Source organism: Telluria sp. AC161, from assembly GCF_979258535.1.
This window is the reverse complement of the sequence record NZ_OZ409861.1, coordinates 3,062,449-3,080,855: the sequence shown is the minus strand read 5'-3', so window position 1 is coordinate 3,080,855 and position 18,407 is coordinate 3,062,449. Positions and strand designations below refer to the sequence as shown.

Genomic DNA, 18,407 nt, shown 5'->3' with positions numbered 1-18,407 from the left:
CCTGAGGTGTCACTACGTTAGCGAAAGGCCGCCAATCGCAGCGCACATCACGCGCTGATCTGATCCAGTTGCGGCTTTTACTTAGCCGCAATATTTTCACCAAAACACATTTCGTGTCATCCAAACCCAGCCCAAAAACGTTCTAGCGCTCTGTAGAGCGTTTGCTGCTTGGCATAAAAACAATAGCCACACGCTTTACCCATACCGAATCTTTGCCGAATTAAAGCCCGTTTCGGGCGCAAACCATGACAACACAACAATTTGCCAGTCCGTCTTCGCTGGCAGTAGCCGCCAATTTCTTGCCTGATCACTGGCAAAATGATGTTGCGAAACAGCTTGCACCAGGGGAAAACGTTTTAAGCAGCGTGGAGGTTGACCTCGATGCGAAATTACATTTCTCAAAAGGATTAGTTCTCGTCACAGACCGGCGTCTGCTGGCGCGCGCGCCGGGCGAAACGGCGTGGCGCGACTGGCCGTACCGCGAAGGACTGGCGCTGCGCCATCACGACCACGCCGGCGTCGGGCATCTCGAACTGACCGATGCGCATGGCCTCCTGGCCAGCTGGCGCTTCACGCTGGGCCAGAACCTGCACGCCGTGCGCGTGGCTGACCAGTTCCAGGATCAGATGGAAAGCGCGCTGACGGGCGTGGCCATCCAGCCGCCCGAGCAGCACACTTGTCCAAGTTGCAAGGCGCCCCTCGACGCCGATCAGGACGATTGCCCGATCTGCGAAAAAGTCCTGCACACGCCGCCGTCGACCTGGACGCTGTTCCGCCTGTGGCGTTTCGCCAAACCGTATCAGGGGCAGTTGTTCCTGGGCTTCCTGCTGATGCTGGGCTCGACCGGCGCACACATGATTCCGCCGTATTTGACGATGCCGCTGATGGACAACGTCCTGATTCCGTACCAGAACGGGCAGCAGATCGACACGAGCCTCGTGTATATGTATATGGGCGGCTTGCTCGCCTCGGCCGTGCTGGCCTGGGCGCTGGGCTGGGCCAAGACCTATGTGCTGGCGCTGGCGTCCGAGCGCATCGGCGCCGACCTGCGCTCGACTACCTACGAGCATCTGATGCGCCTGTCGCTCGAATTTTTCGGCGGCAAGCGCACGGGCGACCTGATGGCGCGCATCGGCAGTGGCTCCGACCGCATCTGCGTGTTCCTGTCGCTGCACCTGCTGGACTTCCTGTCCGACGTCCTGATGATCATCATGACCGGTGTGATCCTGTTCTCGATCAATCCGTGGCTGGCCCTCGTGACGCTGGCGCCGCTGCCGTTCATCGCCTGGATGATCCACCTGGTGCGCGACAAACTGCGCACCGGCTTTGAAAAGATCGACCGCGTCTGGGGCGAGGTGACCAATGTGCTGGCCGATACGATTCCGGGCATCCGCGTCGTGAAAGCCTTTGCGCAAGAGAAGCGCGAAGCGGCCCGTTTCCGCGAAGCCAACCGGCACAATCTGAACGTCAACGATAAGCTCAACCGCGTATGGTCGCTGTTCTCGCCGAGCGTGTCGTTCCTGACCGAGCTGGGCCTGCTGGTGATCTGGTGCTTCGGTATCTGGCAGGTCTCGCGCGGCGACATCACGGTCGGTACGCTGACCGCATTCATCGCCTACAGTGGGCGCTTCTATGTGCGTCTCGATTCGATGAGCCGCATCGTGTCGGTCACGCAAAAGTCGGCCTCGGCCGCCAAGCGCATCTTCGACATTCTCGATCACGTCTCGAGCGTGCCCGATCCGGTCAACCCGGTGAAGGTCACCAAGGTCGAGGGCAATATCGAGCTGCGCGAAGTCGGTTTCCGCTACGGTAACCGGGCTGTGAACCGCGGCATTTCGCTGAACATCAAGGCCGGCGAAATGGTCGGCCTGGTCGGTCACAGCGGCTCGGGCAAGAGCACGCTGGTCAATCTGATCTGCCGCTTCTACGATGTGTCCGAAGGCGCGATCCTGCTCGACGGCAAGGATATCCGTTCGTTCGCCGTCGCCGATTACCGCCGCAATATCGGCCTGGTGCTGCAGGAACCGTTCCTGTTCTTCGGCACCATTGCCGAGAACATCGCCTACGGTAAGCCGGATGCCTCGCGCGAAGACATCATCGCGTCGGCCCGGGCAGCGCATGCGCACGAGTTCATCCTGCGCCTGCCGCAGGGCTACGATTCGATGGTTGGCGAGCGCGGCCAGGGCCTGTCGGGCGGTGAGCGCCAGCGCATTTCGATTGCGCGCGCACTCTTGATCGATCCGCCGATCCTGATCATGGATGAGGCAACCTCGTCGGTGGACTCGGAAACCGAGAAAGAAATCCAGAAGGCGCTCGACAATCTGGTGCAGGGCCGCACGACCATTGCCATTGCCCACCGCCTGTCGACGCTGCACCGCGCCGACCGCCTGATTGTGCTCGACCGTGGCGTGGTGGTGGAAGAGGGCAGCCACGATGACCTGATGGCGCGCGAAGGCGCGTATCACCGCCTGTACGAAGCGCAAGCGCGCAACGTGGACCAGGACCTGGACGACAAGGACGCATGATGAGTACTGTTTCGACCACCCCGTTCCAGCTGCGCCGCGACAGCTTCGGCAAGCTGGTGATCACATTAGAGACCGGCGAAGAATACGTGGGCATCACGCCCGTGCGCGCCTTCCCGATCCAGGCGCCGACCAGGGGCATTTCGCTCGTGCGCGACGGCGGCAAGGAAGTCGCGTGGATCGACGATCTGGCCACGATGCCCGAGGATATCCGCACGCTCGTCAGCGATGAAATCGGCGGGCGCGAGTTCATCCCCGAGATCATCAATATCAAGGATGTGTCGAGCTTTGCCACGCCGTGCACGTGGTACGTGACGACCGACCGGGGCGATACCGAGTTCGTGCTCAAGCTCGACGAAGATATTCGCCGTATCGGCGAAGCGTCGCTGCTGGTGGCCGACAGCCACGGCATCAACTTTTTGGTGCGCGACATGTTCAAGATCGACAAGCACAGCCGCAAGATCCTTGACCGTTTCCTGTGACGGACAGGGCGTCCCCGCTTTGACCCGTCAGCGGGGACATGTGCTTCCATACGTTCGTCGGCCCACATACCGCCGCGGCGGATGACGTTACAGTTGTCTCATCGGCCACACGGCCTTCGCTAACAGGAGACGACCATGGATTCCATCAACCGCAACCAGCCCGAAGAAAACCGCCGCGATCTGGCAGGGCTTGACGCCATCGAACGCATCAAGGACATCATCGACGATGCCGAAACCGGCTTCTTCATCACCGGCGGCGGCACTGGCGACAGCCGCGGCGTGCGCCCGATGAGCGTGCGCGAGACCGACGAGAACGGCGCCATCTGGTACCTGGGCGCGATCGACAGCCACACGAACCAGGAACTGCAGGCCAATCCGACCGTCAAACTGTTCTTCCAGTCAGGCGAAAACGCCGCATTTCTCGAACTCGACGGCCACGCCGAAGTCTCGCAGGACAAGGCCCGCATCAAGCAACTGTGGGAGCCGCTGCTGAAAACGTGGTTTACCGAAGGCGAGGACGACCCGCGCATCATCGTGATCAAGGTGACCCCGAAGTCCGGTTACTATTGGGACAACAAGCACGGCGGTATCGTCGCCGGCGCAAAAATGGCGATCGGCGCCGTGCTCGGCAAGACGCTGGATGATTCCATTGAAGGCACGCTGACCTTCTAATTTCAGGAAGGGCGGGCCCATGCATGTAATCCTGGTGACGATGGGCTCGGCCGGGGACCTGTTCCCGTTCCTGTGGATCGGGCGGGCCCTGCGCGAGCGCGGGCACCGCGTTGATTTTCTGGGCCCCGAGTTGCATGCGCTGTATGTCGATGCGGCTGGCCTGACCTTTCACGGATTGCCGGCCGATCCGGCCGTGCTCGATCATCCCGACCTGTGGCATCCCACCCGTGGCCTGGCCGTGGTGTGGGACGCAACGCGACCGGCAATGGCGCAACTGCCTGCCATGGTGGCGGCGCTCGACAGCGGCAAGGATACCTTGCTGCTCGTGCATCCGCTGGCCCTGCCCGAAGCAGATATTTGCCGCCACAACCGGCCTGGCCTGCGCATTGCAGCGACCTGGCTGGCGCCGTCGAACCTTCCTACCGTACACGATCCGCTGCTGCTGGGGCCCTGGCCGGTGCCCACCTGGGTGCCGCATGGCGTGCGTCGCTGGCTGTGGCGCACGCTTGCCGCACGCTTCATCGATCCGGTCGCCTTGCCCGGCCTGAACGCGGCGCGTGAAGAGCGGGGATTGTCCCGCGTGCGCAGCCTGATCGACTACATCCAGACCATTCCCGACCTGTCGCTGGCGCTGTTTCCCGACTGGTATGCCGCGCCCGTGCCGGACTGGCCGCAGCCGCTGTATCAGGCGGGCTTTCCGCTGTACGATCCCGACCCGGACGCGGCGCCAAGCGCCACGCTGCGGACATTTCTCGCTGCCGGCGCGCCGCCAGTCGTGTTCACGCCAGGCACGGGTAACCGGCAGGCAGGGCGCTATTTCGAAGCGGCGGCGCAAGCGGTCGCGCAGCTGGGCCTGCGGGCGATTTTCCTCACGCCCCACCGCGAGCAGCTGCCCGGCTCGCTGCCACCATCCATTTGCTGGCAAGACTATGTGCCGCTCAAGGCCTTGCTGCCTCACGTCGCAGCACTGGTGCACCACGGCGGCATCGGCACGACGGCCGAAGCGCTGCGTGCCGGCACGCCGCAACTGGTGGTGCCGCTCGCGCACGATCAGTTCGATAATGCGGCGCGGGTGGTGGCGCTGGGGGCAGGCGTGAGCCTGCATGCGACGAAGGTGACAGCGCGCCGCATGGGGGATGCACTCTCGACACTGATCGACAATGACAGATACACCCGTCGGTGCGCCGAGATCGCAATGTCGCAGGCAAAAGGGCCCGGAATCGATGGCTTGTGCGCGGCGCTGGAAACGCTGGTGTCGCATCCATCCCACGTGCATGGATAGTTACAATAAAAACTTTTCTAAAAGTAAATATAATTATTGAAACAATTCTAAGCGGGTGAGAAAATTCCTGATTGCCGTTGCATCAGCCGTCCTGCGCTGGTGCCGAATACGTGATCATGAAAATCCTGACCTTCAGCACATTGTTTCCCAACGCCGCCAAGCCACACCACGGGATTTTTACCGAAACGACGTTACGGCATCAGCTCGAGACAGGCCAGATCGCCGCGAAGGTCGTGGCGCCGGTTCCCTGGTTTCCATTCAGCGGCGAGGTGTTTGGCGGCTACAGCGTGCTGGCCAGGGCGCCGAAGACCGAAACGCGCATTGGCGTGGACGTGCACCACCCGCGTTTTGCCGTGCTGCCCAAGATCGGCATGCATCTTGCGCCGATGAGTCTTGCCTGCGCGGCCAAAGGCGTCATCGGCCGTCTGCTCGACGAAGGGTATGACTTCGATGTCATCGATGCCCATTATTTCTATCCCGACGGTGTCGCCGCTGCACTGCTCGGCAAGTATTTCAACAAGCCGGTCGTCATCTCGGCGCTGGGCACCGACATCAATCTGATTCTCCGTTATCCCATCCCCCGGCGCATGATCCTGTGGGCGGCCGCGCAGGCAGCAGAGGTCATCACCGTCTGTGAAGCGCTCAGAACCGAGATGATCAGGTGCGGTGCCGATGCCCGGCGCATCACGACCCTGCGCAATGGCGTCGACCTGCAGTTGTTCAAGCCCGTCAGCCGCGACGAAACACGCCGGGACCTGGGCATGGAAGGGTTCACCCTGCTGTCGGTCGGTTACCTCGATCCCCGCAAGGGACACCACCTCGTCATCCAGGCGCTGCCGCAACTGGCCGGCGTGCGCCTGATGATCGCCGGTAGCGGGCCGGAGCAGGGCAGGCTCGAAGCGCTGGCCAGAGCCCTTGGTGTTGCCGAGCGGGTCACCTTCCTCGGGCCACTGACGCAGGACGTCCTGCGTCAGTATTACGGTGCGGCGGACGCGCTCGTCCTGGCGTCGAGCCGCGAAGGGTGGGCCAATGTCCTGCTCGAAGCCATGGCGTGCGGCACCCCTGTCGTCGCCAGCAACGTCTGGGGCACGCCGGAGGTCGTACGCGCGCCGGCGGCCGGCGTGCTGATGGACACGCTGACAGCGCAGGGCGTGGCCGATGGCGTACGACGCTTGCGCGCCAGTTACCCGGACTATGCGGCCACGCGCGCCTATGCGCAAGACTTCGGCTGGGACGAGACGACGCGCGGCCAGATCCGGTTGTTCCACAACGCGGCCATGCGCCCATTGCCGCTGGCGCGTCCGGCGGCCTGCAAAGCGGATGCCATTCGTGACCTGCACTGAGGCCGATCCGGCGGTCCCGCTCGTCGTCCATGTGCTGTACCGCTTCGAGGTCGGCGGGCTGCAGACGCTGCTGGCGCAATGCATCAACCGCATGCCGGCGCAGCACTACCGGCACGCGGTGATTTGCCTGGCAGGCCATACGGACTACGCCAATCTCGTGCACAGGCCGGACGTCCAGTTCCATACGCTCGACAAGCAGCCGGGGCAGAGCCTCTCGTCGCACCGCGCATTGTGGACGCTGCTGCGCCGGCTGCATCCCGCCGTGCTGCACACTTACAACATCAGTACGATCGAGTATGGCCTGACCGCCTGGCTGGCCGGCGTGCCGCTTCGCATCCACGCCGAGCACGGCCGCGACAGCGTTGAAATGAGCGGCAGGCATCGCAAGTACAACACGCTCCGGCGCCTGCTCGCGCCGTTCGTCGACACGTTCGTTCCTGTATCGGCCGACCTGGGCGTCTGGTTGCGTCATACCGTCGGTGTGCCGCAGCACAAGATCCGCCTGATCGCCAATGGCGTCGACACGGCGCACTTCACGCCTGGCCCCGTGTCAGCAGTTCAGCCAGGCGCGCCTCCGACGATCTGGATCGGCACGGTCGGCCGGATCGACCGCATCAAGAACCATGACGGTTTGCTCGACGCTTTTGCCCTGCTGCTGGCCACATTCCCCCTGCAACAGGCCAACCTGCGCCTGGCGATCGTCGGCGACGGTCCGCTGCTGCCGGCCCTGCGTGAACGCATCGCCCGCGAGGCGTGGGGGCACCAGGTCTGGCTGCCCGGCGCACGCGACGATGTGGCGCAGATCATGCGCAGCTTTTCCGTGTTCGTGCTGCCTTCGCTGTCCGAAGGCACGCCGGTGACGATCATGGAGGCGATGGCGACCGGACTGCCGGTGGTTGCAAGCAGGGTTGGCGGAGTGCCGCAGCTGGTGCTGGACGGGCAGACCGGCCTGTTATCCGATCCGGCCGATCCGCACTCGCTCGCCGGCGCCATCGGCGTCTATATCGCCGATCCGGCGCTGGCCGGGCGCCATGGCGCGGCGGGCCGGGCGCGTGTCCAGGCACATTTTTGCGTCGATACGATGGTGACGCAGTACGACACCCTGTATGGCCGGCGCCGACGGCCGCTTCCTTCTTCACACCAGACCCATGTATAGCGCTGACCATCTTCTTGATTTAAAACTGCAATTCGACACGCAGGGCTTCGTTCATCTGCCCGGTCTTCTGGCACCGGCGATGACCGAACGCGTGCGCGGTGCGTTCGCCGGCGCGCGCGAGCGCAGCAGCGCATTCATCGAGCAACAGCGCGCTGACGGGGCCCGTTTTGTCGACCTGCCAAGCATTCTCGATGCCGATCCGGTTTTTGTCGATCTGGTGGATCTGCCGGCCTTGCTGCCGCTGCTGCGCATGACCGTGGGGGAAGACCTGGCGCTCAACGAAACCAGTGCGCGGCTGTTCTATCCGGGACCGACCTTCACCAGCCCCTTTCATTCCGATCTGGCCAATGTGCTCGGCGTGAACCATGCCCACACACCGAATCTACTGATCAAGCTGCATGTGTTTTTCGAGGACTTGACGCCCGACCAGGGCTGCCTGGCATTCATCCCCGGCAGCCAGCACTTTCCGCCGCACCACGTCAATCCGCACCGGGCGACACTGTCCGGATCGGCGGCCGTGGCGCGTATCGTGCCGCGCGCCGGCGACGCCGTGCTGTTCAACACGCACGTGCTTCACATGGCCGAGGACAACCGGTCCCCGCATGTACGTACCTCTCTGATCTATACCTACGGACATTTCTGGATGAAGTCGCATCGCAATGCCGCGCCAGCCGATCTGGCGCAGTTCGCCGCGTCCCCGCAGCGCCAGCAACTGTTCGGTGTGGAACTGCCCGGGATCAGTCATTTTGCCCGGCGACTGGACCGGTTAACGCCGCCGACGCGCCTGCAGCGGCTGAAAGACACCGGCGCGCGTGCAGCGCACCGGCTGTTGCCGACCGTGCGCACGCCGCCACGGGCCTGATCGCGCGCCATTCGCCCGTCAATTGTTGAGGCGCAGTCAACGTTAAATAGAGGTTAACTTTGAACTGATGAGCAGCCCGGTGGTCGAACCCCTGTCCCCAACACCAGGAATCGATCATGAAAGCGCCACGTTTCAAGAGCTGGTTCGCCAGGCTGCCATCGCTGAATCAGCCGCAGCGCCGGCAAGTGCTCGATGCCTTGCATCCTGCGGTCGGTCTCGATCAGGTGGTGGCGCTGATCGCCCAGGCCAGAGCGCCTGGCCGCTGCTGTCCCCGCTGTGGCAACGGGCGCTGCCACCGGCACGGCTTCGCCAACGACCTGCAGCGCTTTCGCTGCTGCGCCTGTGGGCGCACATTCAATGACCTGAGCGGCACACCGCTGGCACGGCTCAGGCTCAAGGCCAAGTGGCTCGCGTATTCCCAGGTGCTGCTTGACTCACTGTCAGTGCGCAAGGGCGCAGATCGGGTTGGCGTGCATCGCAATACCGCCTTCCGATGGCGTCACCGCTTCCTCGATTGGGTGAAGTTCGACCGGCCTGCATCCCTGAATGGCATCGTCGAGGCTGACGAAACGTTCCTGCTCGAATCACAAAAAGGATCGCGCACGCTGGATCGCCCGCCACGCCGGCGCGGCGGGCGATCCAGCGTGCGTGGCATTTCAACGCAGCTCGACTGCATCCTGGTGGCGCGCGACCGCAACGGGCGCACGGTCGATGCCGTTACCGGCCGCGGTGCACTGACCGCGGCCCAACTCGAGCGCGATCTGCTGCCCCGGCTCGATCCGCAGGCGCTGCTGGTCAGCGACGGCCATCGCGCCTATCGCGCCTTTGCACGCAAGCACCGGATCGCGCACGAGGCGGTCAACCTGCGCGCTGGCGTCAGGGTCCGCCATTCGGGCAGCCGCGCCATCCACGTACAGAACGTGAATGCCTATCACCAGCGCTTCAAGAACTGGCTTTCGGGCTTTCGTGGTGTTGCGTCACGCTATTTGCCCAATTATCTGGGTTGGCGCTGGGCACTGGACGGCAGCCGGGTTAGTTCCGCAGAACAATTGCTGATTATCGCAATCGGCGTCATCAACAGCTAACGTTGAATGCGCCATTGTTGACAAGCGCACCGACACCGTTTGCCCGCCGTCGTTCAATGCTGGATCGCTATTCACGCCGGAGGGCAGATGCCCAGCAAGAAAACCACCCCCCAGAACGCTGCCGAAGACGGCTTCGTCCATGTCCGCGGCGCCCGCGAACACAATCTGAAAAACGTCAGCCTCGATATCCCGCGCGGGCAACTCGTCGTATTTACTGGCGTGTCGGGCTCGGGTAAATCGTCGCTCGCCTTCGGCACGCTGTACGCCGAGGCCCAGCGCCGCTACCTCGAATCGGTTTCGCCCTACGCGCGGCGCCTGTTCCACCAGATGCCGGTGCCCGAGGTCGACACGATCGAAGGCTTGCCGCCAGCCGTCGCGCTGCAGCAGCAGCGCGGCACGCCCACGGCCCGCTCGTCGGTCGGCAGCGTCAGCACGCTGTCCAATTCGCTGCGCATGCTGTATTCGCGTGCCGGCGATTATCCCGCCGGGCAAGAGCTGCTGTACGCCGAATCGTTTTCGCCGAATACGCCGCAGGGCGCGTGCCCGCGCTGTTCGGGCATGGGGCGCGTGTTTGAGGTGACCGAGCAATCGATGGTCCCGGACGACAGCCTGACGATCCGCGAACGGGCGATTGCCGCCTGGCCGCCGGCCTGGCACGGCCAGAACCTGCGCGACATTCTGGTGACGCTGGGCTACGACGTCGACACCCCGTGGCGCGACCTGCCGAAGAAAGACCGCGACTGGATTCTGTATACCGAGGAAAGCCCGAGCGTGCCCGTGTACGGTGGCCTGACGCCTGCAGAAACCCGCGCCGCGCTCAAGCGCAAGGACACGCCCAGCTACCAGGGCACGTTCACCGGCGTGCGCCGCTATGTGATGCAGACCTTTGCCAATACCGAAAGCGCGTCGATGAAAAAGCGCGTTGCGCGCTACATGGTCAGCACCGCGTGTCCGGAATGCGAAGGCAAGCGCCTGCGGCGCGAGTCGCTGTCGGTGACGTTCGCCGGCATGGACATCGCCGAACTCTCGCGCCTGCCGCTGGCGCGCCTGGCCGAGCTGCTGGCGCCGTACACCCACGCGACGAGCAAGGTCGAGAAAGGCTTGCACGCCGAGCAGCTGATCGTGCGCCGGCGCATTGCCGACGACCTGTCGGCGCGCATCGAGGTGCTGCTGGCCCTGGGCCTCGGCTATCTGGCACTCGATCGCAGCACGCCGAGCCTGTCGCCGGGCGAGCTGCAGCGCCTGCGCCTGGCCACGCAAGTGCGTTCCAGCCTGTTCGGCGTCGTCTACGTGCTCGATGAACCGTCGGCCGGCCTGCATCCGGCCGACGCCGAAGCGCTGCTCGACGCACTGGCGCAACTGAAATCGGCCGGCAACTCGCTGTTCGTCGTCGAGCACGCGCTGGACGTGATCCGCCAGGCCGACTGGATCGTCGACGTCGGCCCACTGGCCGGGGAACGCGGTGGCCAGGTGCTGTACAGCGGCGTGCCGGACGGCTTGCGCGATATCGAAGCGTCGCAAACGCGGCGCTACCTGTTCGGCGAAGCGGCCTTGGGCCCGCGCACGCCACGCGAACCGACCGGCTGGCTCAAGCTTGAAGGCGTACGCCGCAACAATCTGCAGGATCTCGCCGTCGCGTTCCCGCTCGGCGTACTCACGAGCGTGACGGGCGTGTCGGGCTCCGGCAAATCGAGTCTCGTCAGCCAGGTGCTGGTCGAACTGGTCGGCGCGGCGCTGGGGCAGGGCAGTGCGGTGGCCGAAGAGCAGTCCGATGAGCCGGATCTCGAACGCGATGAAGCCTTACCGCTGGAAGGGCGCATCGTGGCCGGCATGGAAGGCGTGCGGCGCCTGGTACGGGTCGACCAGAAGCCGATCGGGCGCACGCCGCGCTCGAATTTGGCCACCTACACAGGCCTGTTCGACCAGGTGCGCAAGCTGTTCGCGGCCACGCCGGATGCGAAGAAACGCCGTTTCGACGCCGGCCGCTTCTCGTTCAACGTCGCCAAGGGCCGCTGCGAGCACTGCGCCGGCGAAGGCTTCGTGATGGTCGAACTGTTGTTCCTGCCAAGCGTGTACGCACCATGCCCGACCTGCGACGGCGCGCGCTACAACGCGCAGACGCTCGAAGTGACGTATCGGGGCAAGAATATCGCCGAGGTGCTGGGCATGACGGTGGGCGAGGCGATCACCTTCTTCAAGGATGAGGCGCTGGTCGAGCGCTCGCTGGAAGTGCTGAACGAGGTTGGTCTAGATTATCTGCGCCTGGGCCAGCCGGCCACCGAGCTGTCAGGCGGCGAGGCGCAGCGCATCAAGCTGGCGTCCGAGCTGCAGCGCGCCACGCGCGGCAATGCGCTGTACGTGCTGGACGAGCCGACCACGGGCCTGCATCCGGTCGATGCCGACCGCCTGATGGTGCAGCTGAACCGGCTGGTCGATGCCGGCAACACGGTCATCGTGGTCGAGCATACGATGCGCGTGGTTGCCGGCAGCGATTGGGTGATCGACGTCGGTCCCGGTGCAGGCGATCTTGGCGGCAACATCGTGGTGGCCGGGCCGCCGCAGGATGTCGCACGCAACAAGAAAAGCCGCACTGCGCAGTACCTCAAGCCGCATCTGGGCGAAGCCAGGTAGCACGCGAAGCGGTGCGCCCGGCGCGTATACATTTTGCTAAGATTGCGGGTGTTACGCACGGTCGCGCTTTGGCACGGCCGTGCGCATTTCGTGTGGGCGCGATTTGACATTTGCGTTACACTTGGGATATTTTTTTTCTAACAGAACAACAGGCATGCCCGGTCCAACCATCGACAACAGCGCGTTTCGCCGCATCCTTTCCCGCAATGTCGCGCTGCCGTTAGGCATGAGCATTGTCAGTGCGGTCGTGTTCGTTGGCATCATCGCCTACCTGATCAATAACCTGACCTGGGTCGAGCATTCCCAGAAGGTGATCGGCAATGCGCACGAGATCCGCAAGCTGTCGGCCGAAATGGAAGCCGGCATGCGCGGCTATCTGCTGGCGGGCGACGAGGAGTTCCTGACGCCGTACCTGTTGTCGGCGCAGCGGATGGGCAGCAGCCTCGATACGCTGGGTGAGCTGGTCAAGGACAATGGCGCGCAGGCCGAACGCATCACGCGCATTTCGCAGGTCCAGAAGCAATGGGAAGCGTTTGCCGACGAGATGATCGCGCGGCGCCGGGCCAATGACCTGAACTACATCGACGCGGTCAGAAGCGGCCGCGGCCGCTTGCTCACCGACGAGATGCGCCGCAATTTCGACCTGGTGCTAGCTGCCGAAGCCCGGCTGCTGCAGGAGCGCAGCGACAATGCGCGCAGCACGACCTTCTGGTCGGTGGCGCTATTCCTGCTGCTGTCGGCACTGGTGGGCGGCGGTCTGGCCATCTTCGGCCGGCGCCAGCTGATGACGCTGTCCAATACCTATAACGAAGTGCTGGGCCACGAAGCCGAGCACAATGAAAAACTGCGCCACCAGGAGTGGCTGCGCACCGGCCAGAACGAACTGACCGTGCGCAGCGCCGGCATCCACCACCTCGAGCCGCTGGCCGATGCGGTGCTGCCGTATGTCGTCAAGTATCTCGACGGCGTCGTGGGCGCCATGTATGTGCGCAGCGAAGACGGCGTGCTGCGCCGCATTGGCGCGTATGGCTTCAACCACACCCCGTCCGAACGTGCCGAATTCATCCAGCCTGGCGCGTCGCTGGCCAGCCAGGCGGCGCAGGAAAACCGCCTGATGGTGCTGGACGAACTGCCACCCGGCTACATGAAGGTCAGCTCGAGCCTGGGCGAGACTCCCCCTCGCGCGCTGATCATCGCGCCGTTCTACAACCACGGCAAGGTCAAGGGTGTGTTCGAGATCGCCTTCCTGCGCCCGGTCGAGCTGCGCGACCGCGAATTCCTCGGCTTCATCGCGCAGGCGGTGGGGGCGGCCATGGCGGCCGTGCTGTATCGCCAGCGCCTGCAGGATTCGCTCGAAGAAAGCCAGACACTCAACGAAGAGCTGCAAGTCCAGCAGGAAGAGCTGCGCACTGCCAACGAAGAGCTCGAAGAGCAGTCGCGCGCACTCGAAGAATCGCAATCGGCGCTGGAAAATCAGCAGGCCGAGCTGCGCACCACCAACGACCAGCTGGCCGAACAGGCCTTGAGCCTGGACATGAAGAATTCGGCGCTGCAGTCGGCGCAGGAGCAGTTGCAGCAGCGCGCCGTGGAGCTGGAAAGCGCGAGCCGCTACAAGTCCGAGTTCCTGGCCAATATGTCGCACGAGCTGCGCACGCCACTGAACAGCTCGCTGATCCTGGCCAAGCTGCTGTCCGATAATACGCCGGGCAACCTGAGCGACGAGCAGGTGCGCTTCGCACAAACCATCTATTCGGCCGGCAACGACCTGCTGCACCTGATCAACGACATTCTGGACATCTCGAAGGTCGAAGCGGGCAAGCTCGAACTGGTGCCCGAGGACGTGCCGGTGCGGCGCGTCGTCGAAGGCCTGGCGCGCACGTTCGAGCCGCTCGCGCGCCAGAAGTCGCTCGAGTTCCGCATCGACGTGGCGCCCGACGTGCCGGCAGCGATCAACACCGACCGCCAGCGCATGGAGCAGATCCTCAAGAACCTGCTCTCCAACGCCGTCAAGTTCACCGATGCGGGCGCCGTCACGCTGTCGGTGCTCACGACGTCCGATGGCGCCGTCGCATTCCGTGTGCAGGACAGCGGGATCGGCATCGCGCCCGACCAGCAGGACAAGATTTTCGATGCCTTCCACCAGGCCGACGGCACCACGAGCCGGCGCTTCGGCGGCACGGGCCTGGGCCTGTCGATTTCGCGCGACCTCACGCGCCTGCTGGGCGGCGGCATTTCCGTGTCGAGCGCGCCGAACGAGGGCAGTGTGTTTACGCTGACGCTGCCGCGCGGCTTGCCGGATTCGCCGATCCCTTCGGCCTCGTCGATGTCGGCTCCTGTGGTGACCAGCACGCAGCCGCACTACGCGCCAGCCCCGGTCGTCCGCTCGGCTGCGCCTGCCCCGGTGCCTGCACCGGCGCCCGCACCCGCGCCGGTCGTGACCGACCATTACGAAAGCTTCCCGGATGACCGCGATCGCCCGGCCGATGGCCGCCGCAGCGTGCTGGTGGTCGAGGACGAGATGGCGTTCGCGCGCATCCTGTACGACCTGGCGCGCGAGCTCGATTACCGCTGTCTGGTGGCGATGAGCGCCGAAGAAGGCCTGGCGCTGGCCATCAGCCAGCGGCCCGACGCCGTGCTGCTCGACGTGCGCTTGCCCGACCGCTCGGGCCTGACCGTGCTGCAGCAACTGAAGGACAACCCGGCCACGCGCCACATCCCGGTGCACATCATCTCCAGCATCGAGAACGGCGGCGAGGCGCTGCACCTGGGCGCGATCGGTTATGCGCTCAAGCCCGCGAGCCGCGAAGAACTCGAAGAAGTGTTCCGCAAGCTGCAGGAGAAGTCGGCGCAGAAGATCAAGCGCGTGCTGCTGGTCGAGGACGACGAACGCCAGCGCGAAAGCGTCGTGGCGCTGATCGCCGACGACGATGTGCAGATTTCGGCAGTGGGCACGGCCAACGAAGCGCTCAATCTGCTGCGTGCCGAAATCTTCGACTGCATGGTCATCGACCTGAAGCTGCCCGACATGCAGGGTGGCGAGCTGCTCGAACGCATGTCGCATGAAGAGCTGTGCTCGTTCCCGCCCGTGATCGTCTACACGGGCCGTAACCTGACCCGCGACGAAGAAGCGCAGCTGCTGCGCTACTCGCGCTCGATCATCATCAAGGGCGCCCGTTCGCCCGAGCGCCTGCTCGACGAAGTCACGCTGTTCCTGCACAAGGTCGAATCGGAACTGTCGACCGAGCGCCAGAGCATGCTCAAGGCCGTGCGCGGGCGCGATCGCGTGTTCGAAGGCCGCACGATCCTGCTGGTGGACGACGACGTGCGCAATGTGTTCGCACTGACCGCGGCGCTCGAGCAGCGCGGCGCGAAGGTCGAAGTGGGCCGCAACGGCTTTGAAGCGATTGCAAAACTCGATGAAGTACCGGGCATCGACCTGGTGCTGATGGACATCATGATGCCGGGGATGGACGGCATGGAAGCGACGCGCCGCATTCGCGCCGACGGCCGCTTCGACCGCCTCCCGATCATCGCCATCACGGCCAAGGCGATGAAGGACGACCAGGAGCAATGCCTGGCCGCCGGCGCCAACGATTACCTGGCCAAGCCGATTGACCTGTCCCGCCTGTACTCCCTGCTGCGGGTCTGGATGCCGACCCTGGAGCGCATTTGAGCCATACGCCGAGCGACTTCGACATCGAGCTGCGGATGCTCGTCGAAGCCGTCTACCTGAAATACAACTATGACTTCCGCGACTACACCGGCGCTTCGCAAAAGCGCCGCGTGCTGGTGGCCATGCGCGAGATGGGGTGCAATACCGTCTCGGAGCTGCAGTCGCGCGTGCTGCACGATCCGAACGGCTTTGCCCAGCTGCTGCAATACCTGACGATTCCCGTCACCGAAATGTTCCGCGACCCGGAGTACTTCAGGGCCGTGCGTGAGCAGGTGGCGCCGTTCCTCAAGACCTACCCGTCGCTCAAGATCTGGGTGGCCGGCTGCAGCACGGGCGAAGAAGTCTATTCGCTGGCGATCCTGCTGAAAGAAGAAGGGCTGCTCGAACGCAGCATCATCTACGCGACCGACATCAATCCGAAGTCGCTCGAGACGGCGCGGCGCGGCGTGTACCCGATCGACCGCATGCGCCTGTACACCGAGAATTACCAGAAGTCCGGCGGCAAGGCCGCATTCTCGGACTATTACACGGCGGCCTACGGCGGCGCGCTGTTCGAGCGCAGCCTGATCGAGAACGTGACCTTTGCCGATCACAGCCTGTCGACCGACACCGTGTTCTCGGAAACGCACTTCGTCAGCTGCCGCAATGTGCTGATCTACTTTAACCGCACGCTGCAGGACCGCGTGTTCGGGCTGTTCCATGAATCGCTGTGCCACCGGGGCTTCCTGGGTCTGGGCAGCAAGGAAAGCATCGACTTTTCCAGCTACGCCGGGCGCTTCGAGCCGCTGGCGCGGCGGGAACGGGTGTATCGCAAGGCCGTGCCATGAGCCTGAACGAACAGGTGGCGGCGGCGCTGGGCAAGCGGCGCATCGAGCTGGTGTTGATTGGCGGCTCGGCCGGCGGCGTTGATGCGCTGCTGAGCTTATTGCCGTCGCTGCAGCCCGGCTACACGCCGGCCGTGGTCTGCATCCTGCACGTGCCGGGGGACCGTGAAAGCCGGCTGGCCGAACTGTTCGATGCGCGCGTGATGCTCCCGGTACGCGAAGCACGCGACAAGGCCCCGATCGAGCCGGGCGTCGTGTATTTCGCCGGCTCGGGGTACCATCTGTCGATCGAGCAGGACCGCAGCTTTTCGCTCAGCTGCGAAGCGCCTGTCCAGTATGCCCGGCCGTCGATCGATGTCCTGATGGAATCGACCGCCAGCGTGTATGGACCGGCAATGACCGGTATACTCATCGACCGGCGCCAACTTTGATGGCGCCGAAGGGATGTGCAGTATCCGCGAACACGGCGGACTGACCATTGTCCAGGATCCTGAAGAAGCGCACGCCAGTACGATGCCGAGAGAAGCCATCCGGCGCTGCGCACCACACCTGGTGCTGCCGCTGGCCGATATTCGCGCCGCGCTGCCCCTGTTGGAGACCCCATGAGCGCCCATGAATTAAGCAAAATCCTGATCGTCGACGACTTGCCCGAGAACCTGCAGGCCCTCGAGGCGCTGCTGCGCCACGACCAGCGCGTGATTCACCAGGCCAATTCCGGCGACGCCGCGCTGGCCTTGCTGCTGGAGCACGAATTCGCACTGGCCATCCTCGACGTGCAGATGCCGGGCATGAACGGCTTCGAACTGGCCGAGGTGATGCGCTCGACGTCGCGCACGCGCCATATCCCGATCGTCTTTGTCTCGGCGGCCGGACGCGAACTCGACTACGCCTTCAAGGGCTATGAAAACGGCGCGGTCGACTTTTTGTACAAGCCGATCGACCCGGGCGCGGTGCGCAGCAAGGTCGCCGTGTTCGTCGCGCTCGACCAGCAGCGCCGTGAAACGCGGCGCCAGATGCTGGCGCTCGAGCGCAGCCGGCAAGAGCAGGAGACGCTGCTGCGCGAGCTGAACCAGACCCAGCAGGAGCTGCAGCGATCGCTCAAGATGCGCGACGAATTCATGTCGCTCGTCGCGCACGAATTGCGCACCCCGCTCAACACGCTGTTTTTGGAAACCCAGATGCGCAGCCTGCAGATCAAGCGCGGCAATGCGGCCGCGTTCGCGCCGCAGCAGATGGAAGCGATGGTCCAGCGCGACGAGCGCCAGATCAAGTCGATGATCCGCCTGATCGACGACATGCTGGACGTCTCGCGCATGCGCAGCGGCAAGCTGTCGATCCGCCCGACGCAGGTGCAGTTGATGAGTTTGCTGGAACGCATCGTCAGCGATCTGTCGCTGCAGGCGGCCACGACGGGCAGTTCGCTGACCTTGCAGCCGCACGATCCCGTCAGTGGCTGCTGGGACGAGTTCCGCGTCGAGCAGGTGATCGTCAACCTGCTGACCAATGCGCTGCGCTATGGCGGCGGCCAGCCGGTGCAAGTGAGTGTCGAGCAGATGGGGGAGTGCGTGCGCATCGATGTGCGCGACGGCGGCAAGGGCATCGCGCCAGGCGATCTGGAACGCATCTTCGAGCCGTACGAGCGGGGCGCCCGCAATGGCGAGCCGAAGGGCCTGGGGCTGGGCCTGTATATTTCGCGCCAGCTGGCGATCTCGCACAGCGGCGAGTTGCGGGTCACGAGCAGCCCCGGTGAAGGCTCGACCTTCAGCCTGATGCTGCCGTGCACGGCAGTGCCGGTCTGTGCCTGACGGCATCGCCATGGGCCAACCGGCATGCTGTCGTCTGCATCATAGTCAAAATCAATCAACAGTATCCAAT

At 64.2% G+C, this 18,407-nt stretch carries 14 protein-coding genes; all 14 read left to right on the top strand.

All coding sequences use genetic code 11. From position 1 onward, the window contains the following. Positions 1 to 245 precede the first annotated feature (245 nt). The 14 genes from ACZ0AJ_RS13800 (at position 246) to ACZ0AJ_RS13735 (ending at position 18,337) form a co-directional block, all read left to right on the top strand. The gene (locus ACZ0AJ_RS13800) at positions 246 to 2,525 is read left to right on the top strand and encodes a cyanophycin metabolism-associated ABC transporter (RefSeq protein WP_499455076.1); all 2,280 of its coding nucleotides are present in this window, start codon (positions 246 to 248) and stop codon (positions 2,523 to 2,525) included. Further along, positions 2,522 to 3,004, top strand: a complete 483-nt coding sequence (locus tag ACZ0AJ_RS13795; RefSeq protein WP_499455075.1) for a cyanophycin metabolism-associated DUF1854 family protein — start codon at positions 2,522 to 2,524, stop codon at positions 3,002 to 3,004. The genes ACZ0AJ_RS13800 and ACZ0AJ_RS13795 overlap by 4 nt, the downstream gene beginning before the upstream one ends. Before the next feature lie 135 nt (positions 3,005 to 3,139). Further along, a complete protein-coding gene (locus ACZ0AJ_RS13790) occupies positions 3,140 to 3,676 on the top strand; it encodes a pyridoxamine 5'-phosphate oxidase family protein (protein WP_499455073.1) in 537 nt (178 codons plus the stop codon). 19 nt (positions 3,677 to 3,695) lie between these two features. Beyond that, positions 3,696 to 4,958 (top strand): glycosyltransferase, encoded by a 1,263-nt coding sequence (locus ACZ0AJ_RS13785; protein WP_499455112.1) that lies wholly within the window; start codon positions 3,696 to 3,698, stop codon positions 4,956 to 4,958. 116 nt (positions 4,959 to 5,074) lie between these two features. Then, positions 5,075 to 6,301, top strand: coding sequence for a glycosyltransferase (locus ACZ0AJ_RS13780; RefSeq protein WP_499455069.1), 1,227 nt, complete (start codon positions 5,075 to 5,077; stop codon positions 6,299 to 6,301). Further along, positions 6,288 to 7,457 carry a TIGR03088 family PEP-CTERM/XrtA system glycosyltransferase gene (locus ACZ0AJ_RS13775; protein ID WP_499455068.1) on the top strand — a complete coding sequence of 390 codons (1,170 nt, stop codon included), beginning with the start codon at positions 6,288 to 6,290 and terminating at the stop codon, positions 7,455 to 7,457. The genes ACZ0AJ_RS13780 and ACZ0AJ_RS13775 overlap by 14 nt, the downstream gene beginning before the upstream one ends. Continuing rightward, entirely contained in the window at positions 7,450 to 8,319 is an 870-nt protein-coding gene (locus ACZ0AJ_RS13770) for a phytanoyl-CoA dioxygenase family protein (protein WP_499455067.1), read from the top strand. The genes ACZ0AJ_RS13775 and ACZ0AJ_RS13770 overlap by 8 nt, the downstream gene beginning before the upstream one ends. Before the next feature lie 116 nt (positions 8,320 to 8,435). After that, on the top strand, positions 8,436 to 9,404 hold the full coding sequence (locus ACZ0AJ_RS13765; RefSeq protein WP_499455065.1) for an IS1595 family transposase: 969 nt from the start codon (positions 8,436 to 8,438) through the stop codon (positions 9,402 to 9,404). Positions 9,405 to 9,491: 87 nt separating this feature from the next. Continuing rightward, entirely contained in the window at positions 9,492 to 12,035 is a 2,544-nt protein-coding gene (locus ACZ0AJ_RS13760) for an excinuclease ABC subunit UvrA (protein ID WP_499455109.1), read from the top strand. A 154-nt stretch (positions 12,036 to 12,189) separates the two neighbouring features. Continuing rightward, positions 12,190 to 15,708, top strand: a complete 3,519-nt coding sequence (locus ACZ0AJ_RS13755) for a response regulator (protein WP_499455107.1) — start codon at positions 12,190 to 12,192, stop codon at positions 15,706 to 15,708. A gap of 35 nt (positions 15,709 to 15,743) precedes the next feature. After that, the gene (locus ACZ0AJ_RS13750; RefSeq protein WP_499456791.1) at positions 15,744 to 16,535 is read left to right on the top strand and encodes a CheR family methyltransferase; all 792 of its coding nucleotides are present in this window, start codon (positions 15,744 to 15,746) and stop codon (positions 16,533 to 16,535) included. After that, on the top strand, positions 16,532 to 16,963 hold the full coding sequence (locus tag ACZ0AJ_RS13745; RefSeq protein WP_499455105.1) for a chemotaxis protein CheB: 432 nt from the start codon (positions 16,532 to 16,534) through the stop codon (positions 16,961 to 16,963). The genes ACZ0AJ_RS13750 and ACZ0AJ_RS13745 overlap by 4 nt, the downstream gene beginning before the upstream one ends. A 13-nt stretch (positions 16,964 to 16,976) precedes the next feature. Beyond that, on the top strand, positions 16,977 to 17,138 hold the full coding sequence (locus tag ACZ0AJ_RS13740; RefSeq protein WP_499455103.1) for a chemotaxis protein CheB: 162 nt from the start codon (positions 16,977 to 16,979) through the stop codon (positions 17,136 to 17,138). Beyond that, complete coding sequence (locus tag ACZ0AJ_RS13735) at positions 17,135 to 18,337, top strand: hybrid sensor histidine kinase/response regulator (RefSeq protein ID WP_258835176.1); 1,203 nt, start codon at positions 17,135 to 17,137, stop codon at positions 18,335 to 18,337. Before ACZ0AJ_RS13740 ends, ACZ0AJ_RS13735 begins: the two co-directional genes overlap by 4 nt. Positions 18,338 to 18,407 lie beyond the last annotated feature (70 nt).

Excerpts from the sequence above, each read along its gene's own strand:
- ACZ0AJ_RS13755 (WP_499455107.1), top strand. The coding sequence starts at position 12,190 with ATGCCCGGTCCAACCATCGACAACAGCGCGTTTCGCCGCATCCTTTCC.
- ACZ0AJ_RS13785 (WP_499455112.1), top strand. The coding sequence starts at position 3,696 with ATGCATGTAATCCTGGTGACGATGGGCTCGGCCGGGGACCTGTTCCCG.
- ACZ0AJ_RS13750 (WP_499456791.1), top strand. The coding sequence starts at position 15,744 with ATGCTCGTCGAAGCCGTCTACCTGAAATACAACTATGACTTCCGCGAC.
- ACZ0AJ_RS13800 (WP_499455076.1), top strand. The coding sequence starts at position 246 with ATGACAACACAACAATTTGCCAGTCCGTCTTCGCTGGCAGTAGCCGCC.
- ACZ0AJ_RS13765 (WP_499455065.1), top strand. The coding sequence starts at position 8,436 with ATGAAAGCGCCACGTTTCAAGAGCTGGTTCGCCAGGCTGCCATCGCTG.
- ACZ0AJ_RS13795 (WP_499455075.1), top strand. The coding sequence starts at position 2,522 with ATGATGAGTACTGTTTCGACCACCCCGTTCCAGCTGCGCCGCGACAGC.
- ACZ0AJ_RS13740 (WP_499455103.1), top strand. The coding sequence starts at position 16,977 with ATGTGCAGTATCCGCGAACACGGCGGACTGACCATTGTCCAGGATCCT.
- ACZ0AJ_RS13770 (WP_499455067.1), top strand. The coding sequence starts at position 7,450 with ATGTATAGCGCTGACCATCTTCTTGATTTAAAACTGCAATTCGACACG.
- ACZ0AJ_RS13745 (WP_499455105.1), top strand. The coding sequence starts at position 16,532 with ATGAGCCTGAACGAACAGGTGGCGGCGGCGCTGGGCAAGCGGCGCATC.
- ACZ0AJ_RS13790 (WP_499455073.1), top strand. The coding sequence starts at position 3,140 with ATGGATTCCATCAACCGCAACCAGCCCGAAGAAAACCGCCGCGATCTG.
- ACZ0AJ_RS13760 (WP_499455109.1), top strand. The coding sequence starts at position 9,492 with ATGCCCAGCAAGAAAACCACCCCCCAGAACGCTGCCGAAGACGGCTTC.
- ACZ0AJ_RS13735 (WP_258835176.1), top strand. The coding sequence starts at position 17,135 with ATGAGCGCCCATGAATTAAGCAAAATCCTGATCGTCGACGACTTGCCC.
- ACZ0AJ_RS13780 (WP_499455069.1), top strand. The coding sequence starts at position 5,075 with ATGAAAATCCTGACCTTCAGCACATTGTTTCCCAACGCCGCCAAGCCA.